Origin of the sequence: Pseudomonas sp. KCJK9016, assembly GCF_046231795.1 — a bacterium.
Lineage (GTDB): Bacteria > Pseudomonadota > Gammaproteobacteria > Pseudomonadales > Pseudomonadaceae > Aquipseudomonas > Aquipseudomonas bananamidigenes.
Genome location: NZ_JBJJMM010000014.1, coordinates 19,822 through 44,289 on the forward strand (window position 1 = coordinate 19,822; position 24,468 = coordinate 44,289).

At 60.9% G+C, this 24,468-nt stretch carries 21 protein-coding genes; 9 read left to right on the forward strand and 12 right to left on the reverse strand.

The genetic code is table 11. From position 1 onward, the window contains the following. Window positions 1-70 precede the first annotated feature (70 nt). From ACK6BI_RS15345 to ACK6BI_RS15385, 9 genes are all read right to left on the reverse strand, one after another. On the reverse strand, window positions 71-889 hold the full coding sequence (locus ACK6BI_RS15345; RefSeq protein WP_409317725.1) for a phosphoglycolate phosphatase: 819 nt from the start codon (window positions 887-889) through the stop codon (window positions 71-73). After that, entirely contained in the window at window positions 886-1,560 is a 675-nt protein-coding gene (gene rpe / locus ACK6BI_RS15350) for a ribulose-phosphate 3-epimerase (RefSeq protein WP_260521225.1), read from the reverse strand. The genes ACK6BI_RS15345 and rpe overlap by 4 nt, the downstream gene beginning before the upstream one ends. A gap of 114 nt (window positions 1,561-1,674) precedes the next feature. Further along, the gene (locus ACK6BI_RS15355) at window positions 1,675-2,823 is read right to left on the reverse strand and encodes an iron-containing alcohol dehydrogenase (RefSeq protein WP_409317726.1); all 1,149 of its coding nucleotides are present in this window, start codon (window positions 2,821-2,823) and stop codon (window positions 1,675-1,677) included. Window positions 2,824-3,021: 198 nt separating this feature from the next. Further along, window positions 3,022-3,846, reverse strand: a complete 825-nt coding sequence (locus ACK6BI_RS15360) for an ABC transporter permease (protein ID WP_409317727.1) — start codon at window positions 3,844-3,846, stop codon at window positions 3,022-3,024. Between the two features lie 12 nt (window positions 3,847-3,858). Next, complete coding sequence (locus tag ACK6BI_RS15365) at window positions 3,859-5,106, reverse strand: ABC transporter permease (RefSeq protein ID WP_409317728.1); 1,248 nt, start codon at window positions 5,104-5,106, stop codon at window positions 3,859-3,861. Window positions 5,107-5,286: 180 nt separating this feature from the next. Beyond that, a complete protein-coding gene (locus tag ACK6BI_RS15370) occupies window positions 5,287-6,330 on the reverse strand; it encodes an ABC transporter substrate-binding protein (RefSeq protein WP_085709228.1) in 1,044 nt (347 codons plus the stop codon). 48 nt (window positions 6,331-6,378) lie between these two features. Further along, on the reverse strand, window positions 6,379-7,503 hold the full coding sequence (locus ACK6BI_RS15375; protein ID WP_409317729.1) for an ABC transporter ATP-binding protein: 1,125 nt from the start codon (window positions 7,501-7,503) through the stop codon (window positions 6,379-6,381). Window positions 7,504-7,853: 350 nt separating this feature from the next. After that, the gene (locus ACK6BI_RS15380) at window positions 7,854-8,483 is read right to left on the reverse strand and encodes a response regulator (protein ID WP_409317730.1); all 630 of its coding nucleotides are present in this window, start codon (window positions 8,481-8,483) and stop codon (window positions 7,854-7,856) included. Then, window positions 8,484-10,883: a PAS domain S-box protein gene (locus ACK6BI_RS15385; protein ID WP_409317731.1), complete on the reverse strand. Its 2,400-nt coding sequence runs from the start codon at window positions 10,881-10,883 to the stop codon at window positions 8,484-8,486. A gap of 73 nt (window positions 10,884-10,956) precedes the next feature. Here ACK6BI_RS15385 and ACK6BI_RS15390 point away from each other — a divergent pair, with 73 nt between their 5' ends. Further along, window positions 10,957-11,946 carry an alpha/beta hydrolase family protein gene (locus ACK6BI_RS15390; protein WP_409317732.1) on the forward strand — a complete coding sequence of 330 codons (990 nt, stop codon included), beginning with the start codon at window positions 10,957-10,959 and terminating at the stop codon, window positions 11,944-11,946. Window positions 11,947-11,993: 47 nt separating this feature from the next. Here the strand turns inward: ACK6BI_RS15390 and ACK6BI_RS15395 are convergent, their stop codons facing one another. The 3 genes from ACK6BI_RS15395 to ACK6BI_RS15405 are packed head-to-tail and all read right to left on the reverse strand — an operon-like array spanning window position 11,994 to window position 14,450. Continuing rightward, the gene (locus ACK6BI_RS15395; protein ID WP_065259142.1) at window positions 11,994-12,761 is read right to left on the reverse strand and encodes a TerB family tellurite resistance protein; all 768 of its coding nucleotides are present in this window, start codon (window positions 12,759-12,761) and stop codon (window positions 11,994-11,996) included. 1 nt (window position 12,762) lies between these two features. After that, window positions 12,763-13,434 (reverse strand): N-acetylmuramate alpha-1-phosphate uridylyltransferase MurU, encoded by a 672-nt coding sequence (gene murU, locus ACK6BI_RS15400; RefSeq protein WP_409317733.1) that lies wholly within the window; start codon window positions 13,432-13,434, stop codon window positions 12,763-12,765. Further along, window positions 13,431-14,450 carry an aminoglycoside phosphotransferase family protein gene (locus tag ACK6BI_RS15405; RefSeq protein ID WP_409317734.1) on the reverse strand — a complete coding sequence of 340 codons (1,020 nt, stop codon included), beginning with the start codon at window positions 14,448-14,450 and terminating at the stop codon, window positions 13,431-13,433. The genes murU and ACK6BI_RS15405 overlap by 4 nt, the downstream gene beginning before the upstream one ends. Window positions 14,451-14,580: 130 nt before the next feature. Here ACK6BI_RS15405 and ACK6BI_RS15410 point away from each other — a divergent pair, with 130 nt between their 5' ends. From ACK6BI_RS15410 to ACK6BI_RS15445, 8 genes are all read left to right on the forward strand, one after another. Then, window positions 14,581-17,379, forward strand: a complete 2,799-nt coding sequence (locus ACK6BI_RS15410) for an LPS-assembly protein LptD (RefSeq protein WP_409317735.1) — start codon at window positions 14,581-14,583, stop codon at window positions 17,377-17,379. After that, window positions 17,360-18,676, forward strand: coding sequence for a peptidylprolyl isomerase SurA (gene surA, locus ACK6BI_RS15415; RefSeq protein ID WP_141676575.1), 1,317 nt, complete (start codon window positions 17,360-17,362; stop codon window positions 18,674-18,676). Before ACK6BI_RS15410 ends, surA begins: the two co-directional genes overlap by 20 nt. After that, window positions 18,673-19,662 (forward strand): 4-hydroxythreonine-4-phosphate dehydrogenase PdxA, encoded by a 990-nt coding sequence (pdxA, locus tag ACK6BI_RS15420; RefSeq protein ID WP_409317736.1) that lies wholly within the window; start codon window positions 18,673-18,675, stop codon window positions 19,660-19,662. The genes surA and pdxA overlap by 4 nt, the downstream gene beginning before the upstream one ends. Further along, window positions 19,659-20,477 (forward strand): 16S rRNA (adenine(1518)-N(6)/adenine(1519)-N(6))-dimethyltransferase RsmA, encoded by an 819-nt coding sequence (gene rsmA, locus ACK6BI_RS15425; protein WP_409317737.1) that lies wholly within the window; start codon window positions 19,659-19,661, stop codon window positions 20,475-20,477. Before pdxA ends, rsmA begins: the two co-directional genes overlap by 4 nt. Before the next feature lie 113 nt (window positions 20,478-20,590). Next, window positions 20,591-20,971 carry a Co2+/Mg2+ efflux protein ApaG gene (gene apaG, locus ACK6BI_RS15430; RefSeq protein WP_409317738.1) on the forward strand — a complete coding sequence of 127 codons (381 nt, stop codon included), beginning with the start codon at window positions 20,591-20,593 and terminating at the stop codon, window positions 20,969-20,971. Then, window positions 20,971-21,852 (forward strand): symmetrical bis(5'-nucleosyl)-tetraphosphatase, encoded by an 882-nt coding sequence (locus ACK6BI_RS15435; RefSeq protein ID WP_409317739.1) that lies wholly within the window; start codon window positions 20,971-20,973, stop codon window positions 21,850-21,852. The genes apaG and ACK6BI_RS15435 overlap by 1 nt, the downstream gene beginning before the upstream one ends. A 33-nt stretch (window positions 21,853-21,885) precedes the next feature. After that, complete coding sequence (gene glpE, locus ACK6BI_RS15440) at window positions 21,886-22,215, forward strand: thiosulfate sulfurtransferase GlpE (RefSeq protein WP_409317740.1); 330 nt, start codon at window positions 21,886-21,888, stop codon at window positions 22,213-22,215. Between the two features lie 297 nt (window positions 22,216-22,512). After that, window positions 22,513-24,435: a PrkA family serine protein kinase gene (locus tag ACK6BI_RS15445; RefSeq protein WP_065259133.1), complete on the forward strand. Its 1,923-nt coding sequence runs from the start codon at window positions 22,513-22,515 to the stop codon at window positions 24,433-24,435. The last annotated feature ends 33 nt before the right edge of the window (window positions 24,436-24,468 follow it).

The following is a 24,468-nucleotide window of genomic DNA, read 5'->3' on the forward strand; positions in this document are numbered from 1 at the left end:
AATTGCCTCGTGGTGTGAGGTGCAAATCAGTCAGGTATGCAAACGCGCCGGCAGGCCGGCCAGGAACAAGTCAGGCGCGCCAACGCCAGCGGGCCAGGGCCTTGATGACTTTCATCCAGAGTTTGCGGGTAACCACCACGATGGCGTTTCCAGAAGGGGATTGAGAAGCGTCGGGCAACGTTATCTCAGCGGCCGTATCCAGGCAACCGGGAATTAGCTTGCGCAGATCGTCGATCACCAGCGCCGGGGATTCCTCGGCAATCGGCCGGCCATGGTTGTAGCCATAACTGAGCGCGACACATTTGACCCCCGCCGCTTTCGCCGCCAGCACGTCGCTGCGCGAGTCGCCGACGAACAGCGATTGCGAGGCCGGAATGCCGGACATCTTCATGACAAAGAACAGCGCCGCCGGATCGGGTTTCTTCTGCGGCAGGGTATCGCCGCCGATGATCCACTTGAAGTAGCGGCCGATCTTCATCTGATCCAGCAACGGCGCGACGAAACGCTCCGGTTTGTTGGTAATCAGCGCCATGGCCACACCCTGCTTGTGCAGCCATTTCAGGGTATCGCGCACGCCGGGATAGACCACGGTCAGCTCATGGCTGGCGCCGTAGGCTTGCATGAACACCTCCAGTGCATGCTCGGCTTCGACGTCATCCACGGCGGAATGGTCGATGCCGCCGGCCAAGGCGCGGCGCACCAGCACCGGCGCGCCGTTGCCGACCCATTCGCGTACGGATTCGATACCGGCAGGCTTGCGCCCGAGGGAGAGCAGCATGTTATCCACCGCCGCCGCCAGGTCGGGTACCGAATCGATCAGCGTGCCATCCAGATCGAACATCACCAGCCTTGGCAGTTGCCCCGGGAACAGCTGCTCGAATCCACTCATGGGCGGGCCAGCGCCAGTTCGGAACGCATCTTGTCGATGACTTCCTGATAGTTCGGCGCATTGAAGATCGCCGAGCCGGCCACAAAGGTGTCGGCGCCGGCAGCAGCGATTTCACGGATATTGTTGACGTTGACGCCGCCGTCGATTTCCAGGCGGATGTCACGGCCCGAGGCATCGATGATCGCGCGGGCTTCGCGCAGCTTGTCGAGGGTACCGGGGATGAACTTCTGCCCGCCGAAGCCCGGGTTGACGCTCATCAGCAAGACCATGTCGACCTTGTCGATCACGTACTTGAGCACGTCCAGAGGGGTCGCCGGGTTGAACACCAGGCCGGATTTGCAGCCACCTTCACGGATCAGTTGCAGCGAACGATCGACGTGCAGCGTGGCTTCCGGGTGGAAGGTGATATAGGTGGCGCCGGCCTCGATGAAGTCACCGACGATGCGATCCACCGGGCTGACCATCAGGTGCGCGTCGATCGGCGCGGTGATGCCGTACTTGCGCAGCGCGGCACAGACCATCGGGCCGATGGTGAGGTTCGGTACGTAGTGGTTGTCCATGACATCGAAGTGAACGATGTCGGCACCGGCGGCCAGAACGTTGTCCACTTCCTCGCCCAGGCGGGCGAAGTCGGCGGAAAGAATCGACGGGGCAATAAGGAAGGGCTGCATGACGCACCTTTTCTGAGCTAAATCACGATGGCGCGCATTGTATACCTCAAGTTTCCGCGCGCGCACCGTGACCGCGATGATTGGGTTGTGCCATGACCGATGACCGGCGGGTTCTCAGTACGCCGCCCGGTAGATCTTCTCGATATCGGCAGCGCTGAGCTTGCGCGGGTTGTTGCGCATCAGGCGCTCGATTCCCGCGGCTTCTACCGCCATGGCCGGGATCGCGTCTTCGGGTACGCCGAAACTGCGCAGACCCTGCGGGATTTCCACCGCTGCACACAGCTCGGCCATCGCCGCGACGGCACTGTCTGCCGCTTCATTGAGACTCAGATGAGCGGTCTTCACCCCCATGGCTTCGGCGATATCCTGCATCCGTTCGACGCAGGCCATCTTGTTCCAGGTCATGACATACGGCAGCAACAGCGCATTGCTCACGCCATGGGCAATGTTGAAACGCCCGCCCAGCGGATACGCCAGTGCATGCACCGCGCCGACCCCGGCATTGCCGAACGCCATGCCGGCCATCAGGCTGGCGGTGGCCATATCTTCCCGGGCCTGCAGGTTGGATGGATTGGCGTAGGCCTTGGGCAAGGATCGGGCGATCAATCTGATTGCGCCGATGGCCAGCGAATCGGTGATCGGCGAGGCGTTCAGCGACAGGTAGGACTCGATGGCATGCACCAGCGCATCGACGCCACTGGCAGCGGTGACGCTGCGCGGGCAGGTCAGGGTCATTTGCGGACTGACCAGCGCCACGTCAGGTAACAGATAGTCGCTGACGATGCCTTTCTTCAACTGGGCGACCTTGTCCGAAAGAATCGCCACGTTGGTTACCTCGGAACCGGTGCCGGCCGTGGTCGGAATGGCAATCAGCGGTGGGCCTTTGCGCGGCACCTGATCGACGCCGAACAGATCTTCCAGCGCGCCGTGATAACCGGCATAGGCGGTAACACTTTTGGCAATGTCGATGGCACTGCCGCCGCCGAGGCCGATCAGCCCGTCATGCCCGCCTTCGCGATAGACGCGCATGCAATCTTCGACGATGGCGATTTCCGGATCCGGCAGCACCCGGTCGAAGATTTCGTATTCGCGCTCGCCGATCTGTGCCAGCGCCAGCGCCACCGTGCCGGACTTGACCAGCGCGGCATCGGTGACGATCAGCGGGTTATCGATGTCCAGCCGCGTGAGCTCGGCCGCCAGTTGCTCGATGGCCCCGGCGCCGGTGATCAGTTTGTGAGCGATCTTGAAGGAGGAAAGACTCATCGTGCGCAGCCTCTTATAGATGTGGGAGCTGAGCACAAGCGTAGCTGGGGAATCGGGGTTGTCTGGCATTCAGCGCATGAATGACTCACCTTTGTGGGAGCGAGCCTGCTCGCGAAAGCGGAGGTTCAGTCGACATCATCAGTGCATGTCAGTCCGTCATCGCGAGCAGGCTCGCTCCCACAGGTTATCGAGCCGGGTTCAAACCTGGGCAGTGCGCAGTTTTTCACTCCGCCCACGCAACCACTCCAGCGTCAGCAACAGAATCACCGAGAACGCGATCAACAGCGTCGCCGCCGCTGCAATTGTCGGACTCAGGTTCTCGCGAATCCCGCTGAACATCTGCCGTGGCAACGTTGCCTGCTCGGGGCCGGCAAGGAACAGCGTCACCACCACTTCATCGAACGAGGTCGCAAAGGCAAACAGCGCACCGGAAATCACCCCCGGCGCAATCAGCGGCAAGGTCACCCGACGGAACGTCACCAATGGCGAAGCGCCGAGGCTGGCCGCCGCCCGCACCAGGTTGTGATTGAAGCCCTGCAAGGTCGCCGACACCGTGATGATCACGAAGGGCACACCGAGCACCGCGTGCACCACGATCAACGAAAAGAAACTGTTGCCCAGCCCCAGCGGCGCGAAAAACAGGTAGCTGGCCACACCGATGATCACCACTGGCACTACCATCGGGGAAATCACCAGCGCCATCACCAGTGCCTTGCCGGGAAAATCGCCACGGGTCAGACCGATGGCCGCCAGTGTGCCGAACAGCATCGCCAGCACGGTCGCCGCCGGAGCGACGATGATGCTGTTCTTCAGCGAGCGCATCCATTCCGCCGAGGCGAAGAAGTCCTGATACCAGTGCAGCGAAAAGCCCTGCAACGGGTACACCAGGAAACTGCCCGAGTTGAACGACAGCGGCACGATCACCAGCACCGGCAGAATCAGGAACAACAGGATCAGGCCGCAGAGGATCCGCAGGCTGTAGAACCACGCCCGCTCGACGGGCGACATATAAGGACTCAGCATTTCAAATTCCCCTTAACCCAGGCGCAGGCGACTGGCGCCCACCAGCCAGCTGTAGATCAGATAAAGCACCACGGTCGCCAGCAGCAACAAGCCGCCGAGTGCTGTGGCCATGCCCCAGTTGATGCTGGTATTGGTGTAGAACGCGACGAAATAACTGACCATCTGATCGTTCGGGCTGCCCAGCAGCGCCGGGGTGATGTAGTAGCCGATGGCGAGGATGAACACCAACAGGCAACCGGCACCGACACCGGCATAGGTCTGCGGGAAATACACCCGCCAGAAACTGGCGAACGGATGGCACCCCAGGGAAATCGCGGCGCGCATGTAGGTCGGCGAGATGCCTTTCATCACGCTGTAGATCGGCAGGATCATGAACGGCAGCAGGATGTGCACCATCGAGATGTAGACCCCGGTGCGGTTGAACACCAGCTCCAGCGGCTTATCGATGATGCCCATCGCCATCAGCGCGCTGTTGATCAAGCCGCCGGATTGCAGCAACACGATCCACGCGGCAACTCGCACCAGGATCGAAGTCCAGAACGGCAGCAGCACCAGAATCATCAACAGGTTGCTTTGACGCGACGGCAGATTGGCCAGCAGGTACGCCAGCGGATAGGCAAGCACCAGGCAGATCACGGTGATGATCAGGCCCATCCAGAAGGTCCGGGCGAAGATGTCGAGGTAGATCGCCTGATCCGGTGTGGCCGGGGCCAGTTCGCCGAGGTCGTCGATGCGATGATCCACCGCCGCCAGCAGATAAAAAGGGGTGATGCTGCTGGTGTTGCGCTTAACGGCCTGCCAATAGGCCGGATCGCCCCAGCGTTCGTCGAGACCTTCCAGCGCTTCTTTATAAGAGGCCGGTTCACTGGCGAATGGCAGCGAACGGGCGGTTTTGGTCAGCAGGCTGCGATAGCCGGCCAACTCCATGTTCAGGCGTTTGGACAGATCGCCCAGAGTCTGGTTTTTGCGGGCTTCGGCGAGGTCTTCGCCGGCGGCCTTGTAGACCGGCTCAGCGGGCAATCCGCGACCATCCCAACTGGCAATGGCCGCCACGGTGCGTGGCATGCCGCCCACTACTTCCGGGTTGCCGACGCTTTTGTAGAGCAGCGCCACGATCGGCACCAGGAACACCAGCAACAGAAACAGCACCAGTGGCGCGATCAGCGCCTGGGCTTTCCAGCGGTTGACCCGCTCGGCGTGCTTGAGCCGCTGCTTCAAGGTGGGGCTGTTGCCCTCGTTCAGGGGAACGGCGATAGCCATGACGTACTCCGCAAATCGTACTTTCTGATTCATGCAACCTGTGGGAATTGGCTTGTGTGGCGAGGGAGCTTGCTCCCGCTGGGCTGCACAGCAGCCCTGGGATACTCGTGAGTGCTTCGCACCCTGGCGGGAGCAAGCTCCCTCGCCACAACAGTCCACTCCCGAAGTTGGAGTTTTGGGTTACTTCGCAGCCCAGGCGTTGAAACGCTGCTCCAGTTGCTCACCGTTGTCAGCCCAGAAGCTGACGTCGATCTGCACCTGGTTGGCGATGTTTTCCGGAGTGGTCGGCATGTCTTTGAGAATCGCCTTGTCCAGCAATGGCACAGCCTGGGAATTGGCCGGGCCGTAGGCGATGTTTTCCGAGTAGGTCTTCTGTTGCTGTGGCTGCACCGAAAACGCGATGAACTTTTTCGCTGCTTCGGCACGCGCCTTGTCCAGGCCTTTCGGGATGGCCCAGGCGTCGAAGTCATAGATGCCGCCGTTCCACACCACTTTCAGGTTGGATTCTTTCTGCACCGCAGCGATACGGCCGTTGTAGGCCGAGCTCATGACCACGTCACCCGACGCGAGGTACTGCGGCGGCTGGGCGCCGGCTTCCCACCACTGGATGTTCGGTTTCAGTTCATCCAGTTTCTTGAAGGCGCGGTCCTGACCGTTCTTGCTGGCCAATTCCTTGTAGACGTCCTTCGGCGCAACGCCGTCGGCCATCAGGGCGAATTCGAGGGTGTACTTGGCGCCTTTGCGCAGGCCGCGCTTGCCCGGGAATTTTTTGGTGTCCCAGAAATCCGCCCAGCTGGTCGGTGCGGTTTTCAGCTTGTCGGCGTTGTAGGCCAACACGGTCGACCACACGAAGAAGCCCACGCCGCACGGCTGGATCGCGCCCTTGACGTAGTCTTCGGTCTTGCCGAACAGCGCAGGATCGAGCTGTTCGAACATGTCTTCGTCGCAACCACGGGAGAGTTCCGGCGATTCAACCTCCACCAGATCCCAGGACACGCTCTTGGTATCGACCATGGCTTTGACCTTGGCCATCTCACCGTTGTACTCGCCGGCGACGATCTTGCCGTTGCCCGCCGCTTCCCACGGTGCGTAGAAGGCTTTGACTTGCGCCGCCTTGTTCGCCCCGCCAAACGACACCACGGTCAGATCCGGGCCGGCGGCCATTGCGCTTGCCGCACCCATCAGGCCCAGGGTCAGGGCTGTGAACTTCAGGGATCTCAACATTTATTGTTCTCTCCACGTGCAGGATTGGTGTTGGTATTGCGGGGCGTTTTAGTGCGCCTCTAGAAGTGGATCGAGCGCGCGAACGTGCTCGACCTGCCAGCCAAGCGGAACCACGTCGCCGACCGCGAGCGCTGGATCGAGCTCGGCAATCGGTTGTTTCACGAAGAAGTCGGTCTTGCCGCAGACTTCCAGGCGTACCCGGACGTGGTCGCCCAGATAGATGAATTCGGCCACCCGCCCGGAAAAGCGGTTGACGCATTGATCGCTCGAACCGTTGAGGCTGACGCGCTCGGGACGGATCGACAGGGTGACCGGCTCTCCGGTCCGGCCGATGTTGACCGCCAGCGCCTCTACCTTTTCCCCGCGCCCCAGCTCGACCACGCAGCGCTCGCCGTTCTGGCTGAGCAGGCGACCGTTGAGGCGGTTGTTCTCGCCGATGAAGTTGGCGACGAAAGTGTTTTTCGGTTCTTCGTAAAGAGTGCGCGGTGGGGCGATCTGCTGGATTTCGCCCTGGTGGAACACGGCGACGCGGTCGGACATGGTCAGGGCCTCGCCCTGGTCGTGGGTCACGTAGACCACGGTCACGCCGAGGCGCTGGTGCAGGTGTTTGATTTCCATCTGCATGTGTTCGCGCAGTTGCTTGTCGAGAGCGCCGAGCGGTTCATCCATCAGCACCAGTTGCGGTTCGAACACCAGCGCGCGGGCCAGTGCCACACGCTGTTGCTGGCCGCCGGACAGTTGCGCCGGGTAGCGCGAAGCAAAGGCGTCGAGCTGGACCATGCTCAGGACTTTCTTGACCTTGTCGCTGACGTCGCTCTTGTTCAGGCCACGCACGGTCAGCGGGAACGCCAGGTTCTCGGCCACGGTCATGTGCGGAAAAAGCGCGTAGTTCTGGAACACCATGCCAATGTCGCGCTTGTGCGGCGGCACGTTATTGATCGCCCGTCCGGCCAGGAGGATTTCACCGGCGGTTGGCGTTTCGAAACCGGCGAGCATCATCAGGCTGGTGGTCTTGCCGGAGCCGGACGGCCCGAGCAAGGTGAGGAATTCGCCCTTGCGGATGTCCAGGTTGAGGTCTTTGACAATCAGGTTCTCGCCGTCGTAGCTCTTCTGCACTCCACGAAAGCTGACCAGCACATCGCTGGCCCCTGCGTTTGAATCGACCTGGCTCATACCCACACCCTTGTTATTGATGACTGCTGTGGGAATAAGCCTAGTGGCTGCTTGCAGTCACGCAAATCGGGGCGCAGGAGAGAATCGCCTCAGCCGGATGGAAGCTCGGGGGTAGGGATTGCCCTACAAGGATGGCGCTAATAGATAGAGCAGTTGCGAGTGTTGAGCTGCAAGCCGCAAGAACAAGCAAAAGCGCCTGTCGCTTATGGATATGCCCAATATCGCAGGTTCGATGAAGAAACCTGAGGGAGCGAGCTTGCTCGCGAAAGCGGTGTGTCAGTCGCCATCTTTTCTGTCTGACACGGCCTCTTCGCGAGCAAGCTCGCTCCCACAGTGGATAGAGGTGTGGTTCAGAGGAGCTTGTGTTCCATTGCGTACTTCACCAGTTCGGCGAGTGAGGTGATGTTGAGTTTCTGCATCAGCCGCGCCTTGTGCGTGCTGATGGTCTTGCTGCTCAGGGCGAGTTGCTGGGCGATGTCGTTGACGTTGGCGCCCTGGGCCAGGCGTTCGAACACCGAGAATTCGCGCTCCGACAACAACGAATGCAGCGGTCGCGTATCGGTCAGGCCGACTTCGAAGACCATGCGATCGGCCAGTTCCGGGTCGATATAGCGCCCGCCTGCTGCCACCTTGCGGATTGCTGTCAGCAGCAATGCCGGATCGCTGTCCTTGGTCGCATAACCGGCGGCGCCGACCTTCAGGGCTCGGGCGGCCATCTGAGCTTCGTCATGCATCGACAGCACCAGAATCGCCGGCGGATTGTTCAGCGCACGAATGCGCGGGATGGCTTCCAGCCCGTTGACCCCCGGCATGGAAATATCCAGCAGCACCACTTCGCACGGCATGTTGCGCAGGGTTTCGAGCAATTGCTCGCCGTTGCTCGCCTCCCCCGCCACTTGCAGATCCCTGGCCAGGCCGATCAATTGCTTGATGCCTTCGCGAACGATGGTGTGGTCTTCGGCTACCAGTACACGGATCACTTACTTCTCCTCATCCAGTGGCACCCGCACGCTCAGTGTGGTGCCCTCGCCCGGCGCGCTGTCGAGTGACAACTGCCCGCCCATGATCAACACCCGCTCGCGCATGCCCACCAGTCCAAAGGATGTCGGCCTGCCCGCAGCGGCGACAAATCCTACGCCATCATCGCTGACTGTCAGACACAAATCGGCGCCTTCGAGCGTCAGCGTCAGTTCCACAGTATGCGCCCGGGCATGGCGCATGACGTTGGTCAGCGCCTCCTGGAGGATGCGGAACAGGCCGATGGCTTTGGCGTCGCTTAGGGGCGGCAAAGTCTCCGGCACCTGCACCAGACACGGAATCTGCGTGCGCGCCTCGAAACGCCGGGCCTGCCACTCGATCGCCGAGGCGATGCCGGCATCGAGGATCGGCGGGCGCAACGCCGTCGCCACATCGCGCACCAGCTGAAACAACTGGGCGATCAGGCGCTTCATGCTGCTCAGGCGTTCGTTCAGACCTGGATCGAGTTGTGCGTAGGCCAGTTCGCACATCGATGTCTCCAGTTTCAGCACCGTCAGCATCTGCCCCAACTCATCGTGAACCTCGCGGGCGATGCGCGCCTTCTCCTCTTCCCGCACGCTTTCGAGGTGCGCCGACAGTTCGCGCAACTGTTCGCGCGATGCCGCCAGTTCCAGTTCGATGCGTTTGCTTTCGGTGATGTCCCAGACGATACCGTCCCAGACGCAAGCGCCGTCCTCCAGTCGCCGGGTGATGGCCTTGATCTCGGCCCAGCGCTGCTCGCCCTGGCGCGTCAGGATTCGTCCCTGCCACGACCAGTCGCTGTCGGTATCCAGCGCGTGATCCTGAGTCTGGTGATAACCGGCCTTGTCGTCCGGATGCACCAGGCTGCGCAGCCCCATGTCTCGATGGGCAATGACCGCCGGCGCGTAGCCGACCAGACTCTCGCTGCCCTCGCTGATGTAGGCAAAGTCGATCTGTCCGGTCACCGGCGCCCGTTCCAGACGGAACACCAGCCCCGGCACGTTGGCGGCGATGCCTTGCAGGCGCGCCTCGCTTTCCTGCAACGCCGCCAGGGCGCGTCGGCGTTCGGTCACGTCGGTGAGGTAAACCACCAGATATTCGCTTTCGCGAAAGCGCAGGAAACTCAGGGACACATCCGCTGGCAAAACACTGCCATCGGCCCGCACACAACTGGTTTCAAAGCTCAGCGGACCTTCCTCGCTGGCCCGGGCGCGCTTCCACAAATTGAGCCAGCGATCCATGTGCAGGCCGGGTTCGAAGTCGATCAGCGGCCGCTCGATCAGTGCGCCTTGTGGATAACCTAGCATCTGTTCCGCTGCGCGGTTGGCGTAACGCACGTGGCTGTCCCAGTTGACCCAGAGAATGCCGACGGTGCTCTGATCGATGGAAAACTGGGTCAGACGCAGAGCTTCTTCACTCGCAGCGCGCAGGGCGATGTCGTCCCGGGCAGCGAGCAGGCGTTGTTCGAGGCTGCGTTGCTGACGCCGCTGCCAGAAAACAATCGCCGCACAACTGAGCAGCAACACAGCGAACAACAGGCTCAGGTTCTGCCAGAACCCCGGCGACTCCGAAAGCCGCGGGTACTTGGGTTGCAGCCATTGCGTGTGCAGACGTTCAAGATCTTTCGCCGGGATCGCCCGCAAGGCACTTTCGACAATACCGGCCAGCTGCGGCCAGTCGCGACGGGTGGCGACCCGCAGCAGTTGCGGCAACCCGATATCGCCCACCACCACCAACCCGGCAAACTCAGGCTCTGTCGACAGACGCCCCAGTTGCGCCTCATCCACCACTGCATAGGACGCCTGCTGGCTCAGCAACAGCTGCAAGGCCTGGCGCTCCAGCGGCACGCCTTGCAGATTGAGATGGGGATAGTTTCCGCGCAAGTAATCGGCGGTGGCACTGGGCATGCGCACCGCAACCCGAGCCTGGCTGTCGAGCTTTTCCAGTTCTACCGAGCTGCTGGCTTTCTGGTCGCTGACCACCAGTTGCGGCACACGCATATAAGGGTCGGAAAACTGCCAGAGGCGCAGCCCGCCCGGCGTCTGGGTCAGGCCCGGGGCGATATCGATTTCACCCTCCCGGGCCGCGGCTTCAAGCTGCTCCAGATCGGGAAAATTGCGCCAGCTCAGTTCGATGTCGAGGGCCTTGGCCATCCATTTCATCAACTCGACATTGGCCCCGGACAGCCGCTGCAGACGCCGGTCGTATTGCGCGTACGGTGCCTGCAGAATCACTCCGACGCGCAATTCAGCATGTTGCGCCAGCCATTGCCGTTCGCTCGCAGACAACTGTGCAACATGGCTCGCAGGCGCTGGCGCCGCCCACCCCATCAAGGGAAACGCCAGACAGCCGATAACCCACAGGCAGCAAAAACGCATCATTGAAATCTCATCACCTGACAAATTCTGATCAACCCTTTAGGCTGCCGGGATACTTTCTGGCCTGGAATAACCGATGCTCCCTGTCTCCCGCCTGGCAATGCCGGCATTGTGCCTGTCGCTGATCCTGCCTTGTGCGTTTTCCGTCGAAGCCGCCGATCCGGCGCCCGCCCCCGCCGCTGAAAAGCCAGCTGAAGAGAAACCGGTCGAACGCCAGCCGCTGCTTGAGCGTAGTCAGGAAGAGGCCTCGGCACTCGAACGCAAAGTCCCGACCCAGGAACAGCAACAGTTGCAGGCCGGCAGCGACACCTTTCTCGCGCTGTGGAAACCGGCCAACACCGCCGACCCAAAAGGCGCCGTGATCATCGTCCCCGGTGTCGGCGAAACCGCTGACTGGCCTCAGGCTGTCGGTCCGCTGCGTCGCAAGCTGCCGGACGCACACTGGAACACCCTGAGTATCACCTTGCCTGATGTGCAAAGCGATACCATTGCACCTCGCGCAGTCGAGGCCCCCGTGGCTGCAAAAAGCGCCGATGCGGGCAGCAAGGACTCGACCACCGCCGAACCGATCGAGCAGGCCGCCGGCGGTGAAGCGGAGGTGGCCGACAAGGTCGTTGCCGAAACCGCCGAAGAACAGTCCAAGGCCGACGCCGAACGAATCTTCGCCCGCATCGACGCCGCGATCGGCTACGCCGAACAGCAGGGTGCGCGCAGTATCGTGGTCCTCGGGCACGGTACCGGCGCCTACTGGGCAGCGCGTTTCCTGAACGAAAAACAGACCGCACAAGTGGAAAAACTGCTGATGGTTGCCGCGCAGATGCCACCCAAGGCCAAGCCTGAACTGGCGGAACTGACGCCATTGCTGAAGCTGCCGACCGCCGACATCTTCTATATGGACAAGCCGCTGGACCGCAACGCCGCGCTGGAGCGCCTGCAGGCTAGCAAGCGCTTGAAGACCTCGGCGTTCAGCCAGGTGGCGCTCAAGGCCTTGCCCGACAACAAGGCCGAGCAGGAGCAACTGTTCCGTCGCGTGCGCGGCTGGTTGAATCCGCAGAATCCTGACTGAATCAGCATAAAAAAAGATCGCAGCCCGGGCTGCGATCTTTTTTTCATCTAGCGGAAATCCCGCCGTTCGCGAATCAATGTGTAGGCATTGTGCAATTCGCGGGTCTTTTCGGTCGCCTCAAGCACTTGCGCCGGTGTCGCCCCGGTGCCGGCGATCTTGTCCGGATGATGACGACTGAGCAGGCGGCGATAGGCGCGCTTGATCTGCGCCGGTTCGCTGGTTGCCGACACGCCAAGCAGACGCATCGCTTCCTGATAACTGACCGCTGCGCTGACGATCGGACGCTTGTGCGGTTCGTAATCCGCCGCCAGCGCCTGAATCTGATGAGTCGTCCAGCCCAGCCATTTGCCCCACTGCGCCAACAGTTCGCGCTCGCTGCTACCGGCCCGACCATCGGCCCAGACCATCCGCCAGCAGGCACGCAACACCCCTTCGGCGGCATGGGGTTGAGCACTCAGACGTCGCAGATAACCACGCAGGCGATCACCGCCGGACTTGCCACGATTGAATGCGGCAATGGCCCGGCGCTGCGCCGGCTCGCTCATGTCCAGCGCGCGCATCTCCTGACGCGCCTGCTGGATATGCCCGTCGGTGACCCGCCCGTCGCTCTTGGCCAGACGCCCGAGCAAGACGAACAACAACTCGTCGTTGCGCAGCATCGGCTGGCCGCCGAGTTTTTCCCGCAAATGCCCCCAGCTCTGCAGATGAAGGCGCCGATCCAGCGCCTGTCCCAACAAAGCCCCAAGCATGGCCCCCGGAATGCTGGCGATTGCAAATCCCGCTCCGGCTCCAATCAGAGTCCCTGGCCACAACATGTCAGCGACTCGCTTCTATCAAGGATTCGGCTTCAGCCAGACGCTCGTGCGTGCCGACATCGACCCACCGACCTTTCAGTCGCTCACCGCTGACCTGCCCGTCCGCCATGGCCTTGCGCAGCAACGGCGCCAGTTTGAAGGCGCCGTCCGTGCAGCCGTCGAACAGTTGCGGGTGCAGCACGGCGATGCCGCTGTAGGTCAGGGTCGCCGAGTCCGGTTGGCCGTCCTGTACCTGGTCGCCGACCAGTCTGAAGTCGCCGGCCGGGTGATGGGCCGGGTTGTCCGCCAGCACCAGATGCGCCAGCCCGTTGATTGGCTGGTGCAAGACGCTGAAGTCGTAATCGGTCCAGATATCACCGTTGACCACCAGGAAGGCTTCATCACCGAGCAGCGGCAGCGCGCGAAAGATACCGCCACCGGTTTCCAGCGGTTCGCCTTCGGGGGAGTAACGGATACTCAGACCAAATTGCGAGCCGTCACCCAGGTAATCTTCGATCTGCTGGCCGAGCCAGGCATGGTTGATCACGATTTCGCTGAAACCTGCCGCCGCGAGGGCGCGCAGGTGATATTCGATCAACGGCACGCCCGCGGCACGCACCAGCGGTTTGGGAGTGGTGAGGGTCAGCGGACGCATGCGCTCGCCCTTGCCCGCCGCCAGAATCATTGCCTTCATGCCGTCACTCCGGCGCGCAGGCTGACCAGCAGCGACTGCAGTGGCGCCAGCTCCGGACGGCGGGCGATCACGGTTTCCATATAGGAGAAGAAACGGGGTACATCACCGAGGTAACGTGGTTTGCCATCACGATGGCAGATGCGGGCGAAAATACCGATGACCTTCAAATGGCGCTGCACGCCCATCAGGTCGCTGGCGCGCAGGAAGTCTTCGAAATCCGGCTGGACCGGAATATTCAGCGCCGTCGCCTGCTGCCAGTAGCTTTCGAGCCAGCCGTGCACACGCTCTTCAGGCCAGCTGAGGAACGCATCCTTGAACAGACACGTCACGTCGTAAGTCACCGGGCCATACACCGCGTCCTGGAAGTCCAGCACGCCGGGGTTCGGCTCGCTGATCATCAAATTGCGCGGCATATAGTCGCGGTGAACCAGCACCTTCGGCTGGGCCAGTGCGCTGTCGATCAGCAGATCGCTGACTTGTTGCCATTGTTGCTGCTGGCTGGCATCGAACTCGATGCCCAGCTCGCGCTTCACGTACCACTCGGGGAACAATTCCAGCTCGCGACGCAGCAATGCGACGTCATAGCTCGGCAACGGCGCCACCATCGGCAACTGCTGAAACGCCAGCAACGCCTGCAGGGCATCGCTGAACAATGCGTCGGCATTTTCGCTGTCGATCACGTCGAGGTAGGTCTTGTTGCCCAGGTCATTGAGCAAAAGAAACCCGCGATCGAGATCTTCTGCATAAATTTTCGGCACGTTGATACCGGATTTCGCCAGCAAAAAGGCGATATCCACGAACGGTTTGCAGTTTTCCTGGGGGGGTGGCGCGTCCATCACGATGAAACTGCGACCGTCACCTTCCCAACGGAAATAACGGCGGAAACTCGCGTCGCTGCTGGCTGCAGTCAATGTGGCCGGGGGAACTGCACCCCAGCCCTGAGTGGCGAAAAGGATCGCCAACTGCTCGTCGAGCCAAACTTTCAGGTGTTGCAAGCGTACATCTTGGTCAGGCATTGCAAGGGTCTCCGACGGCGCTAGCCGTCAAGCGGGTCATGCTTTATTATCCAGCATCTTTTTCAGACCATCGAGAGGCGTGCGGCCCACACCGCGGGCAGATGGCACGCAGGAAGCCCGGACTAATAAGATGGCATTGAAATCCCCCGCGTTTCGTAAAAAATTTCCGTTGTTGGTAACCGGCAGTCTGCTGGCTATGCAACCTCTGGCCAGTTCGTTCGTTGTGGCCGCCGAGCAGTATGACTGCGCCGTCTCGCCTACGGGCGGCTGGGCCTGCTCGCCGAAAACCCCGACGGCGGCATTGCCCCCGCGTCCGGTGCATGACGGCAGCGCCGTCAGCGCCACCGGTGCAGCGCCGGCCGAGAACGGTACGGTTTCGGACTCCGGGCCCAAGCCCGTGCTGGTTACCGAAGCCAAGGGCCGAGGCCTGAAATCCCGTAGCGAAGACTACAGTCACCTCGACTGGGTTCCGCGCGAGAAGCTCACTGCCGCCCAGTTGGCCGAAACCGGTCCTTACTGCTCTGGTTCCTATATCGAACCGATTCGTCCTGGCATGAATGACAAGACGAATAAAAGTGACGCCCCGACCTTTATCGGCGCGAAAGCCTCGCGCTACAACACCGAAGATCAGGTCGGTACGCTGGCCGGTGACGTGGTTCTGCGTCAGGGCAGCATGCAGGTCGAGTCCCAGGAAGCGAGCCTCTATCAGGCCGAGAGCCGCGCCGAACTCAAGGGCGACGTGCGCATCCGCGACAACGGTGCGCTGATCGTCGGCGACCATGCCGATGTGCAGCTCGACACCGGTGAAGCGAAAGTCGACAACGCCGAATACGTGATGCACAAATCGCGCATCCGCGGTAACGCGCTGTACGCCAAGCGTGCCGAAAACGCGATCATCCGCCTGAAGGACGGCACGTACACCACGTGCGAACCGAACAGCAACGCCTGGCAGCTCAAGGGCAACAACATCACCCTGAACCCTGCCACCGGCTTCGGTACCGCGACCAACGTGACGCTGCGGGTCAAGGACATTCCGATCCTGTACACCCCGTACATCTACTTCCCGATCGACGACCGTCGTCAGTCGGGTTTCCTGCCGCCGACCATCGGCACCGGCAGCGACACCGGCTTCATGCTGGTGACCCCGTACTACTTCAACCTGGCACCGAACTACGACGCCACGTTGTATCCACGCTACATGAGCAAGCGCGGCCTGTTGATGGAAGGCGAATTCCGCTACCTGACCAAGTCCAGCGAAGGTCAGTTCGGCGCCGCGTACCTCAACGACGAAGACACCGATCGCAGCAAGCAGACCGATTACGAAAAGAATCGCTACATGTACAACTGGCAACACAAGGGTGGCCTGGACTCCCGCGTGTTCACCCAGGTTGACTACACCAAGATCAGCGATCCGTACTACTTCCAGGACCTGACCACCGACCAGATCGGTGTGAAGAGCGCCGACTACGTGAACCAGCAAGGCTCGGTCACCTATCGTGGCGACAGCTACACCGCCCGCTTGAACGCCCAGGCGTACCAGCTGGCGACTGTGTCGAACATCACGCCGTATGACCGTCTGCCGCAGATCACCTTCAACGGTCAGCTGCCGTATCACCCGGAAGGCCTGAACTTCGATTACGAGACCGAGATTGTGCGGTTTGATCGTGATCTGAAAAGCGGTGACTTCGTAAATGAAGACGGCACTATCGAGCGTCGCCTCGACAACAACGTGTTCGGCCTCGCTCGTGCCAATGGCGACCGTCTGAATCTGAAACCAGGCGTCAGCCTGCCGATGAACTGGACCTATGGCTTCCTGAAGCCGTCGCTGAAGTACCAGTACACCCAGTATCAACTAGATCTGGACGGCAAAGGCAAGTCGGATATCGCGGCGTTGTCGCCGGAGAACCAGAAACTCTTCGGCAAGTTCGACAGCAACCAGAATCGCGGCGTCCCCATCGCCAGCGTTGACGGTGGCCTGTACTTCGACCGCAACACCTCCTACTTTGGCAAGAATTACCGCCAGACCCTGGAGCCGCGTCTGTTCTACCTCTATGTTCCGAAGGTGGACCAGGAGGACATTCCGGTATTCGATACCAGTGAATACACCTTCAACTATGCCTCGCTGTTCCGCGACAACCGTTTCTCCGGCTCCGACCGCGTCGGCGACGAGAACAAGCTGTCGCTGGGCGTGACCAGTCGCTGGATCGAAGACGACGGTTTCGAGCGTCAACGCATCAGCATCGGTCAGGCTTATTACTTCAAGGATCGTGAAGTACAACTGCCGGGTATCGCGTTCAAGGATCGCAAGGACGCCCAGTCCGACGTATCGCCCTATGCTCTGGAATACGAGTACCGCTGGAACCGCGACTGGCGCACCACTGCCGACTACAACTGGGATCCGGACAGCCGCAGCCCGCGTTCCGGCAGCGCGATGTTCCACTACCAGCCTGAAGACAACCCGAACAAGGTGGTCAACGTCGGCTATCGCTATCGCAACGACCAGGTCCGTTACGACCAGAACACCGGTAAGTGGGCGGTGGGTGGCGGTGATTACGGCACCCCGGGCCAGCCTGGCTACGTGAAGGACTACTACAAAATCCAGCAGCATGATTTCTCGGTCATCTGGCCGATCGTTCCGCAGTGGAGCGCCATCAGCCGCTGGCAATATGACTACAACCGCAATCGCACGCTGGAAGCCTTCGGTGGTTTCGAATACGACAACTGCTGCTGGAAACTGCGCCTGATCAACCGTTACTGGGTCAGCTATGACGAATTCAGTCAGAACGCCCCGGAAAACGAAAAAGGCGACCACGGCGTCTTCCTCCAAATTGTTCTGAAGGGACTCGGCGGCCTCACCGGCGCCAAGGTAGAGAGCTTCCTCGACAAAGGCATCCAAGGTTATCGTCAACGTGAAGACCAAGCTTTCTGATTGTCTGCGCCCGCTGATGCTGGGCGCGCTGTTCCTGGGTACCGCGGCCAACGCCGCGGTACAGTCCATCGATAAAGTGGTGGCCATCGTCGACAACGACGTGGTCATGCAGAGCCAGCTGGATCAACGCGTCCACGAAGTTCAGCAGACCATCGCCAAGCGTGGCGGCGGTTTGCCGCCTCCGGGCGTGCTGGATCAACAGGTGCTCGAGCGCCTGATCGTCGAAAACCTGCAACTGCAGATCGGCGAGCGCTCCGGTATCCGCATCACCGATGAAGAGCTGAATCAGGCTGTCGGCACCATTGCCCAGCGCAACAACATGACGGTGGACCAGTTCCGCGCTGCCCTGTCCCGCGACGGTCTCTCCTACGAGGATGCCCGCGAACAGATTCGTCGTGAAATGATCATCAGCCGTGTGCGTCAGCGTCGTGTTGCCGAGCGCATTCAGGTATCGGAACAGGAAGTGAAAAACTTCCTCGCTTCCGACCTGGGCAAGATGCAGCTGTCCGAAGAACTGCACCTGGCCAACATCCTGATTCCTACCCCGGAAAGCGCCAGCTCCGAAGCGATTCAGAGCGCCGCTCGTCAGGCGATGGAGGTTTATCAGCAACTCAAGCAGGGCGCCGACTTCGGTCAGTTGGCCGTTGCCAGGTCCGGCAGCGACAACGCCCTCGAGGGCGGCGACATGGGCTGGCGTAAAGCCGCTCAACTGCCACCACCGTTCGATCGCGAGCTGAGCAGAATGTCGCCGGGCGACATTACTCAACCGGCACGCACTCCGGGTGGTTTCATCATCCTGAAACTGCTGGAAAAACGCGGCGGCGAAAGCCAGATGCGCGACGAAGTGCATGTGCGTCACATCCTGGTCAAGCCAAGTCCGGTCCGCGACGAAGCCAAGACCCGGGAACTGGCCCAGTCGCTGTATAACCGCATCGAAGCCGGTGAAGATTTCGCTGAACTGGCGAAAAAATACTCGGAAGACCCGGGCTCCGCGCTCAACGGCGGCGACCTGAACTGGATCGACCCGAACGCACTGGTACCGGAATTCCGCGCCGTGATGGCCAAGTCCCCGCAGGGTGAGCTGTCCAAGCCGTTCAAGACCCCGTACGGCTGGCACGTTCTGGAAGTCCTTGGCCGTCGCGCCACCGACAGCACCGAACAGGCTCGCGAGCAGCAAGCGATGACCGTATTGCGTAACCGCAAGTACGACGAGGAGCTGCAGACCTGGCTGCGTCAGATCCGTGACGAAGCGTACGTAGAAATCAAACTCCCTGGCGCAGACCAGGCAGCGCAGTGAAACCCAAGCGTTTTGCGCTGACACCCGGCGAGCCGGCCGGCATCGGTCCCGACCTGTGCCTGCTGCTCGCCTCGCAAGCCCAGCCACACCCTCTGATCGCCATCACCAGCCGTGACCTGCTCCAGAAGCGGGCCACGCAGCTGGGGCTGGCCGTCAGTCTGGTGCCCGTCTCGCCCGATCACTGGCCGGACGTACCGGCGCCGGCCAACAGCCTTTATGTCTGGGATACCCCACTCAGCGCTCCGGTGGTCGCGGGACAACTGGACAAGGCCAATGCCGCTTTCGTCCTCGAAACCCTGACTCGCGCCGGCAACGGCTGCCTGAACGGCGACTTCGCCGGGATGATTACCGCCCCGGTGCACAAGGGCGTGATCAATGAGTCCGGCATCGCCTTTTCCGGCCACACGGAATTCCTCGCCGACCTGACCCATACCGCCCAAGTGGTGATGATGCTCGCTACCCGCGGTTTGCGCGTGGCACTGGTGACCACTCACCTGCCCCTGCGCGACATCGCCGATGCAATCACACCGGAGCGACTGGAGCGGGTCACACGGATTCTGCACGCCGATCTGCAAGACAAATTCGGCATCGCCCGGCCGCGCATCCTGGTCTGCGGGCTCAACCCGCACGCCGGTGAAGGCGGACACCTGGGCCATGAAGAAATCGACATCATCGAACCGACATTGGAGCGCCTGCGCGGCGAGGGCATGGACCTTCGTGGCCCGCTGCCTGCCGACACTCTGTTTACCCCCAAATATCTGGAGCACTGCGATGCGGTGCTGGCGATGTACCACGACCAGGGCCTGCCCGTGCTCAAGTACAAAGGCTTCGGCGCAGCGGTCAACGTGACCCTGGGCCTGCCGATCATCCGCACCTCCGTCGACCATGGCACCGCCCTGGATCTGGCCGGCAGCGGCAAGATCGACACCGGCAGTCTGCAAGTCGCCCTGGAAACCGCCTACCAGATGGCCGAGACCCGTTTATGACCGAGCAATACCAACACAAGGCGCGCAAACGCTTTGGCCAGAACTTTCTGCACGATGCCGGCGTCATCGACCGCATCCTGCGCTCCATCAATGCCAAATCCGGTGACCGCATGCTGGAAATCGGACCGGGCCAGGGCGCACTGACCGCCGGCATCCTCAATTCCGGCGCGCAGCTGGACGTCGTGGAACTGGACAAGGACCTGATCCCGATCCTCAACCAGCAGTTTGCCGGCAAGAGCAATTTCAACCTGCATCAGGGCGATGCCCTGAAGTTCGACTTCAACAGCCTCAACGCAGCACCGAACAGCCTGCGTGTGGTCGGCAACCTGCCGTACAACATTTCCACACCGCTGATTTTCCACCTGCTGAACAATGCCGCGATCATTCGTGACATGCACTTCATGCTGCAGAAGGAAGTCGTTGAGCGTCTGGCTGCCGGTCCAGGTGGTGGTGACTGGGGTCGTCTGTCGATCATGGTTCAGTACCATTGCCGGGTCGAACATCTGTTCAACGTCGGTCCAGGTGCATTCAACCCGCCGCCAAAGGTCGACTCGGCCATCGTGCGCCTCGTCCCCCACGCGGTACTGCCGCATCCGGCCAAGGATCACCGCCTGCTGGAGCGCGTCGTGCGCGAAGCCTTCAATCAGCGTCGCAAGACCCTGCGCAACACCCTCAAACAGTTGCTGAGCAGCGCCGAAATCGAGGCCGCCGGCGTCGATGGCAGTCTGCGGCCCGAACAACTCGATCTGGCTGCCTTCGTGCGCCTGGCCGACCAGCTTGCCGACAAACCTTCGCCGCCCCCGACAGCCGACTGACGGGCAGGCATCGCTCCCGGACAGGAGCGCCACTCTGGTCTCCTGCCCGATACTTGCCTAGACTCAACCCATCGGCGATACCCGCTTTTCGCCAAGTCCTCAAGGCCTCTTGCATGTCCGATCCCCGTTATCAGGTCGATGTCAGCGTCGTTACTCACTATCTGGCAGACCAATCGCAACCCGAGAATGACCGCTTCGCCTTCGCCTACACCATCACCGTGCAGAACAATGGCGAACAGCCGGCCCGCCTGATGTCCCGACATTGGGTGATCACCGACGGTGACGGGCATGTCGAGGAAGTGCGCGGCGCCGGTGTCGTCGGGCAGCAGCCCTTGATCGACGCAGGGAAAAGCCACACTTACAGCAGCGGTACAGTCATGACCACCAAGGTCGGCACCATGCAGGGCAGCTATGCAATGGTGGCCAGCGACGGCAAGCATTTCGATGCGATCATCAAACCCTTTCGCCTCGCCGTACCCGGAGCCCTGCACTGATGGCGACGTATGCCGTCGGCGACCTGCAGGGCTGCCTCGAACCGCTCAAGTGCCTGCTCACGCAAGTCGCGTTCGACCCGACAGTTGACCGGTTGTGGCTGGTGGGCGATCTGGTCAACCGTGGGCCGCAATCGCTGGAAACCCTGCGTTTTCTGTACAGCATTCGTGATTCGCTGGTGTGTGTATTGGGCAACCACGATCTGCATTTGCTGGCAGCGGCAAACAACATCGAACGCTTGAAAAAGTCTGACACCCTGCGCGAGATCCTTGAGGCTCCGGATGCCGCAGACCTGCTTGAATGGCTGCGCCAGCAGAGGCTGATGCACTACGACGAGCACCGCGATGTGGCCATGGTCCACGCCGGCATCCCCCCGCAATGGTCGCTGCGCAAGGCATTGAAATATGCAGCGGAGGTCGAAGCCGCACTGCGTGACGACAACCTGTTGCAGCCGTACCTCGACGGTATGTATGGCAATGAGCCGACAAAATGGGACAGCGAACTGACGGGCGTGACTCGTCTTCGGGTCATCACCAACTACTTCACGCGCATGCGCTTCTGCACCGCCGAAGGCAAGCTCGACCTCAAGAGCAAGGAAGGCCTGGACACGGCACCACCGGGCTACAAGCCGTGGTTCCAGCACAGGGAGCGCAAGACACGCGGCCTGCGGATCATTTTCGGCCACTGGGCGGCACTCGAAGGCGATGTCCACGAGCCCGGCATTTCGGCCCTCGACACCGGTTGCGTATGGGGCGGAAGCCTGACCCTGATGAACGTCGACAGCTTTGAACGGCTGTCGTGCAAATGCGACGAACATGGCGGTGCCCTGCCTCCCGTCGCCCCACCGATCACCGAAACTTCGCCAGTCAGCGCCCCGCGTTAGACTGCGTTTTCAGCCGAGCCACAGGAACCCGCCATGAGCGAATTCAAACGTATCCCCCCGGAACAGGCCCAGGCCCTGCGCGAGCAAGGTGCCGTGGTGGTCGATATCCGCGACCCGCAGACCTACGCCGCGCTGCACATCGCAGGCTCCAGGCATGTGGATAACCACTCCATCGCCGATTTCATCCGCAACGCCGACCTCGACGCCCCGTTGGTGGTGGTCTGCTATCACGGCAATTCCAGCCAGAGCGCGGCTGCATATCTCGTCAGTCAGGGCTTCTCCGACGTCTACAGCATGGACGGCGGCTTCGAGCTTTGGCGTACGACCTTTCCTTCAGAAACCGCGCAAGGCATTTCCGAATAATTTTTTTGTCACGTGCAGGCCCCGGCTCCCGTGGGCTCGCGCGGTGGCAGACGAACGGTCTGCCACAACTAATTACGTATCTCGCCTTTACCTCCCGAATTCCCAACTATCCTTAAGCCCAGGCCATCCAAAACAGGGGAGAGCCGGTACACCGGCGCACGGGTCATCGGGAGTGACTTTCGCGATTGTCGATCGCGAAAGGGTTCTGGGGGGTAAACAACAGCTGTCATCGCAGCTGCTTGCCAGCATCGACTGAGTGATCCGGCGTCGGCTCCACGTATCGAGCGAGGTGACGTCATGAGTATCTTTAGCCACTTCCAACAACGCTTCGAGTCCACACGCCAGGAAGAATTCTCGCTGCAGGAGTACCTGGAACTGTGCAAAAAGGATCGCAGCGCCTACGTTTCCGCCGCCGAGCGTCTGTTAATGGCTATCGGCGAACCGGAGCTGCTCGACACCTCGACCAATTCGAGGCTGTCGCGAATCTTCTCCAACAAGGTGATTCGCCGCTATCCGGCCTTTGAAGACTTCCACGGGATGGAAGAATGCATCGACCAGATCGTGTCGTATTTCCGTCACGCTGCCCAAGGCCTCGAGGAGAAGAAACAGATCCTCTACCTGCTCGGTCCCGTCGGTGGCGGTAAATCGTCCCTGGCCGAGAAGCTGAAACAGCTCATGGAAAAGGTACCCTTCTATGCCATCAAGGGCTCGCCGGTATTCGAATCGCCCCTGGGTCTGTTCAACGCCACCGAAGATGGCGCGATCCTCGAAGAAGACTTCGGTATTCCCCGGCGCTACCTGAACACCATCATGTCGCCTTGGGCCACCAAACGCCTGGCCGAATTCGGCGGTGACATCAGCCAGTTCCGCGTGGTCAAGCTGTACCCGTCGATCCTCAACCAGATCGCCGTGGCCAAGACCGAACCGGGTGACGAGAACAACCAGGACATCTCCGCGCTGGTGGGCAAGGTCGATATCCGCAAGCTGGAAGAGTTCCCGCAGAACGACGCTGACGCCTACAGCTACTCCGGTGCGCTGTGCCGGGCCAACCAGGGCCTGATGGAATTCGTCGAAATGTTCAAGGCACCGATCAAGGTGCTCCACCCTCTGCTGACTGCAACCCAGGAAGGCAACTACAACAGTACCGAAGGTCTCGGCGCGATTCCGTTTACCGGGATCCTGCTGGCCCACTCGAATGAATCGGAGTGGCATACCTTCCGCAACAACAAGAACAACGAAGCGTTCATCGACCGGATCTATATCGTCAAAGTGCCGTACTGCCTGCGGGTCAGCGACGAAGTGAAGATCTACGACAAACTGTTGTTCAACAGCTCCCTGGCCAAGGCCCATTGCGCGCCGGACACGTTGAAGATGCTGGCGCAGTTCACTGTACTGTCGCGCCTGAAAGAGCCGGAAAACTCCAACATCTATTCCAAGATGCGGGTTTACGACGGCGAAAACCTCAAGGATACCGATCCAAAGGCCAAATCGATCCAGGAATACCGCGACGCAGCAGGTGTCGACGAGGGCATGAACGGTCTGTCGACCCGGTTCGCATTCAAGATCCTGTCCAAGGTCTTCAACTTCGACCCGCATGAAACCGCCGCCAACCCGGTACACCTGCTCTATGTGCTGGAACAGCAGATCGAACAGGAACAGTTCCCGGCGGAAGTCCGTGAGCGCTATCTACGCTATCTGAAGGAGTATCTGGCACCGCGTTATATCGAGTTCATCGGCAAGGAGATCCAGACGGCCTATCTCGAGTCTTACAGCGAATACGGCCAGAACATCTTCGACCGCTACGTACTGTATGCGGACTTCTGGATTCAGGATCAGGAATACCGCGATCCGGAAACCGGCGAGATCCTCAACCGCGTAGCCCTCAACGAGGAACTGGAAAAGATCGAGAAACCGGCCGGTATCAGCAATCCGAAGGATTTCCGCAACGAAATCGTCAACTTCGTATTGCGCGCCCGAGCCAACAACAACGGCAAGAACCCGACCTGGCTCAGTTACGAAAAATTGCGGGTGGTCATCGAGAAGAAAATGTTCTCGAACACCGAGGACCTGCTGCCGGTCATCAGCTTCAATGCCAAGGCCAGCAAAGAGGATCAACAGAAACACAACGACTTCGTTACACGAATGGTCGAGCGCGGCTACACCGACAAACAGGTACGACTGCTGTCCGAGTGGTATCTGCGGGTCCGGAAATCGCAGTAAAGCAGCTGCAAGCTACAGGCTTCGAGCTGCAAG

Bases quoted from the DNA above. Each gene is read 5' to 3' on its own strand.
- ACK6BI_RS15345 (WP_409317725.1), bottom strand. From the start codon at position 889: ATGAGTGGATTCGAGCAGCTGTTCCCGGGGCAACTGCCAAGGCTGGTG.
- rpe (WP_260521225.1), bottom strand. From the start codon at position 1,560: ATGCAGCCCTTCCTTATTGCCCCGTCGATTCTTTCCGCCGACTTCGCC.
- ACK6BI_RS15355 (WP_409317726.1), bottom strand. From the start codon at position 2,823: ATGAGTCTTTCCTCCTTCAAGATCGCTCACAAACTGATCACCGGCGCC.
- ACK6BI_RS15360 (WP_409317727.1), bottom strand. From the start codon at position 3,846: ATGCTGAGTCCTTATATGTCGCCCGTCGAGCGGGCGTGGTTCTACAGC.
- ACK6BI_RS15365 (WP_409317728.1), bottom strand. From the start codon at position 5,106: ATGGCTATCGCCGTTCCCCTGAACGAGGGCAACAGCCCCACCTTGAAG.
- ACK6BI_RS15370 (WP_085709228.1), bottom strand. From the start codon at position 6,330: ATGTTGAGATCCCTGAAGTTCACAGCCCTGACCCTGGGCCTGATGGGT.
- ACK6BI_RS15375 (WP_409317729.1), bottom strand. From the start codon at position 7,503: ATGAGCCAGGTCGATTCAAACGCAGGGGCCAGCGATGTGCTGGTCAGC.
- ACK6BI_RS15385 (WP_409317731.1), bottom strand. From the start codon at position 10,883: ATGATGCGTTTTTGCTGCCTGTGGGTTATCGGCTGTCTGGCGTTTCCC.
- ACK6BI_RS15390 (WP_409317732.1), top strand. From the start codon at position 10,957: ATGCTCCCTGTCTCCCGCCTGGCAATGCCGGCATTGTGCCTGTCGCTG.
- ACK6BI_RS15395 (WP_065259142.1), bottom strand. From the start codon at position 12,761: ATGTTGTGGCCAGGGACTCTGATTGGAGCCGGAGCGGGATTTGCAATC.
- murU (WP_409317733.1), bottom strand. From the start codon at position 13,434: ATGAAGGCAATGATTCTGGCGGCGGGCAAGGGCGAGCGCATGCGTCCG.
- ACK6BI_RS15405 (WP_409317734.1), bottom strand. From the start codon at position 14,450: ATGCCTGACCAAGATGTACGCTTGCAACACCTGAAAGTTTGGCTCGAC.
- ACK6BI_RS15410 (WP_409317735.1), top strand. From the start codon at position 14,581: ATGGCATTGAAATCCCCCGCGTTTCGTAAAAAATTTCCGTTGTTGGTA.
- rsmA (WP_409317737.1), top strand. From the start codon at position 19,659: ATGACCGAGCAATACCAACACAAGGCGCGCAAACGCTTTGGCCAGAAC.
- apaG (WP_409317738.1), top strand. From the start codon at position 20,591: ATGTCCGATCCCCGTTATCAGGTCGATGTCAGCGTCGTTACTCACTAT.
- ACK6BI_RS15435 (WP_409317739.1), top strand. From the start codon at position 20,971: ATGGCGACGTATGCCGTCGGCGACCTGCAGGGCTGCCTCGAACCGCTC.
- glpE (WP_409317740.1), top strand. From the start codon at position 21,886: ATGAGCGAATTCAAACGTATCCCCCCGGAACAGGCCCAGGCCCTGCGC.
- ACK6BI_RS15445 (WP_065259133.1), top strand. From the start codon at position 22,513: ATGAGTATCTTTAGCCACTTCCAACAACGCTTCGAGTCCACACGCCAG.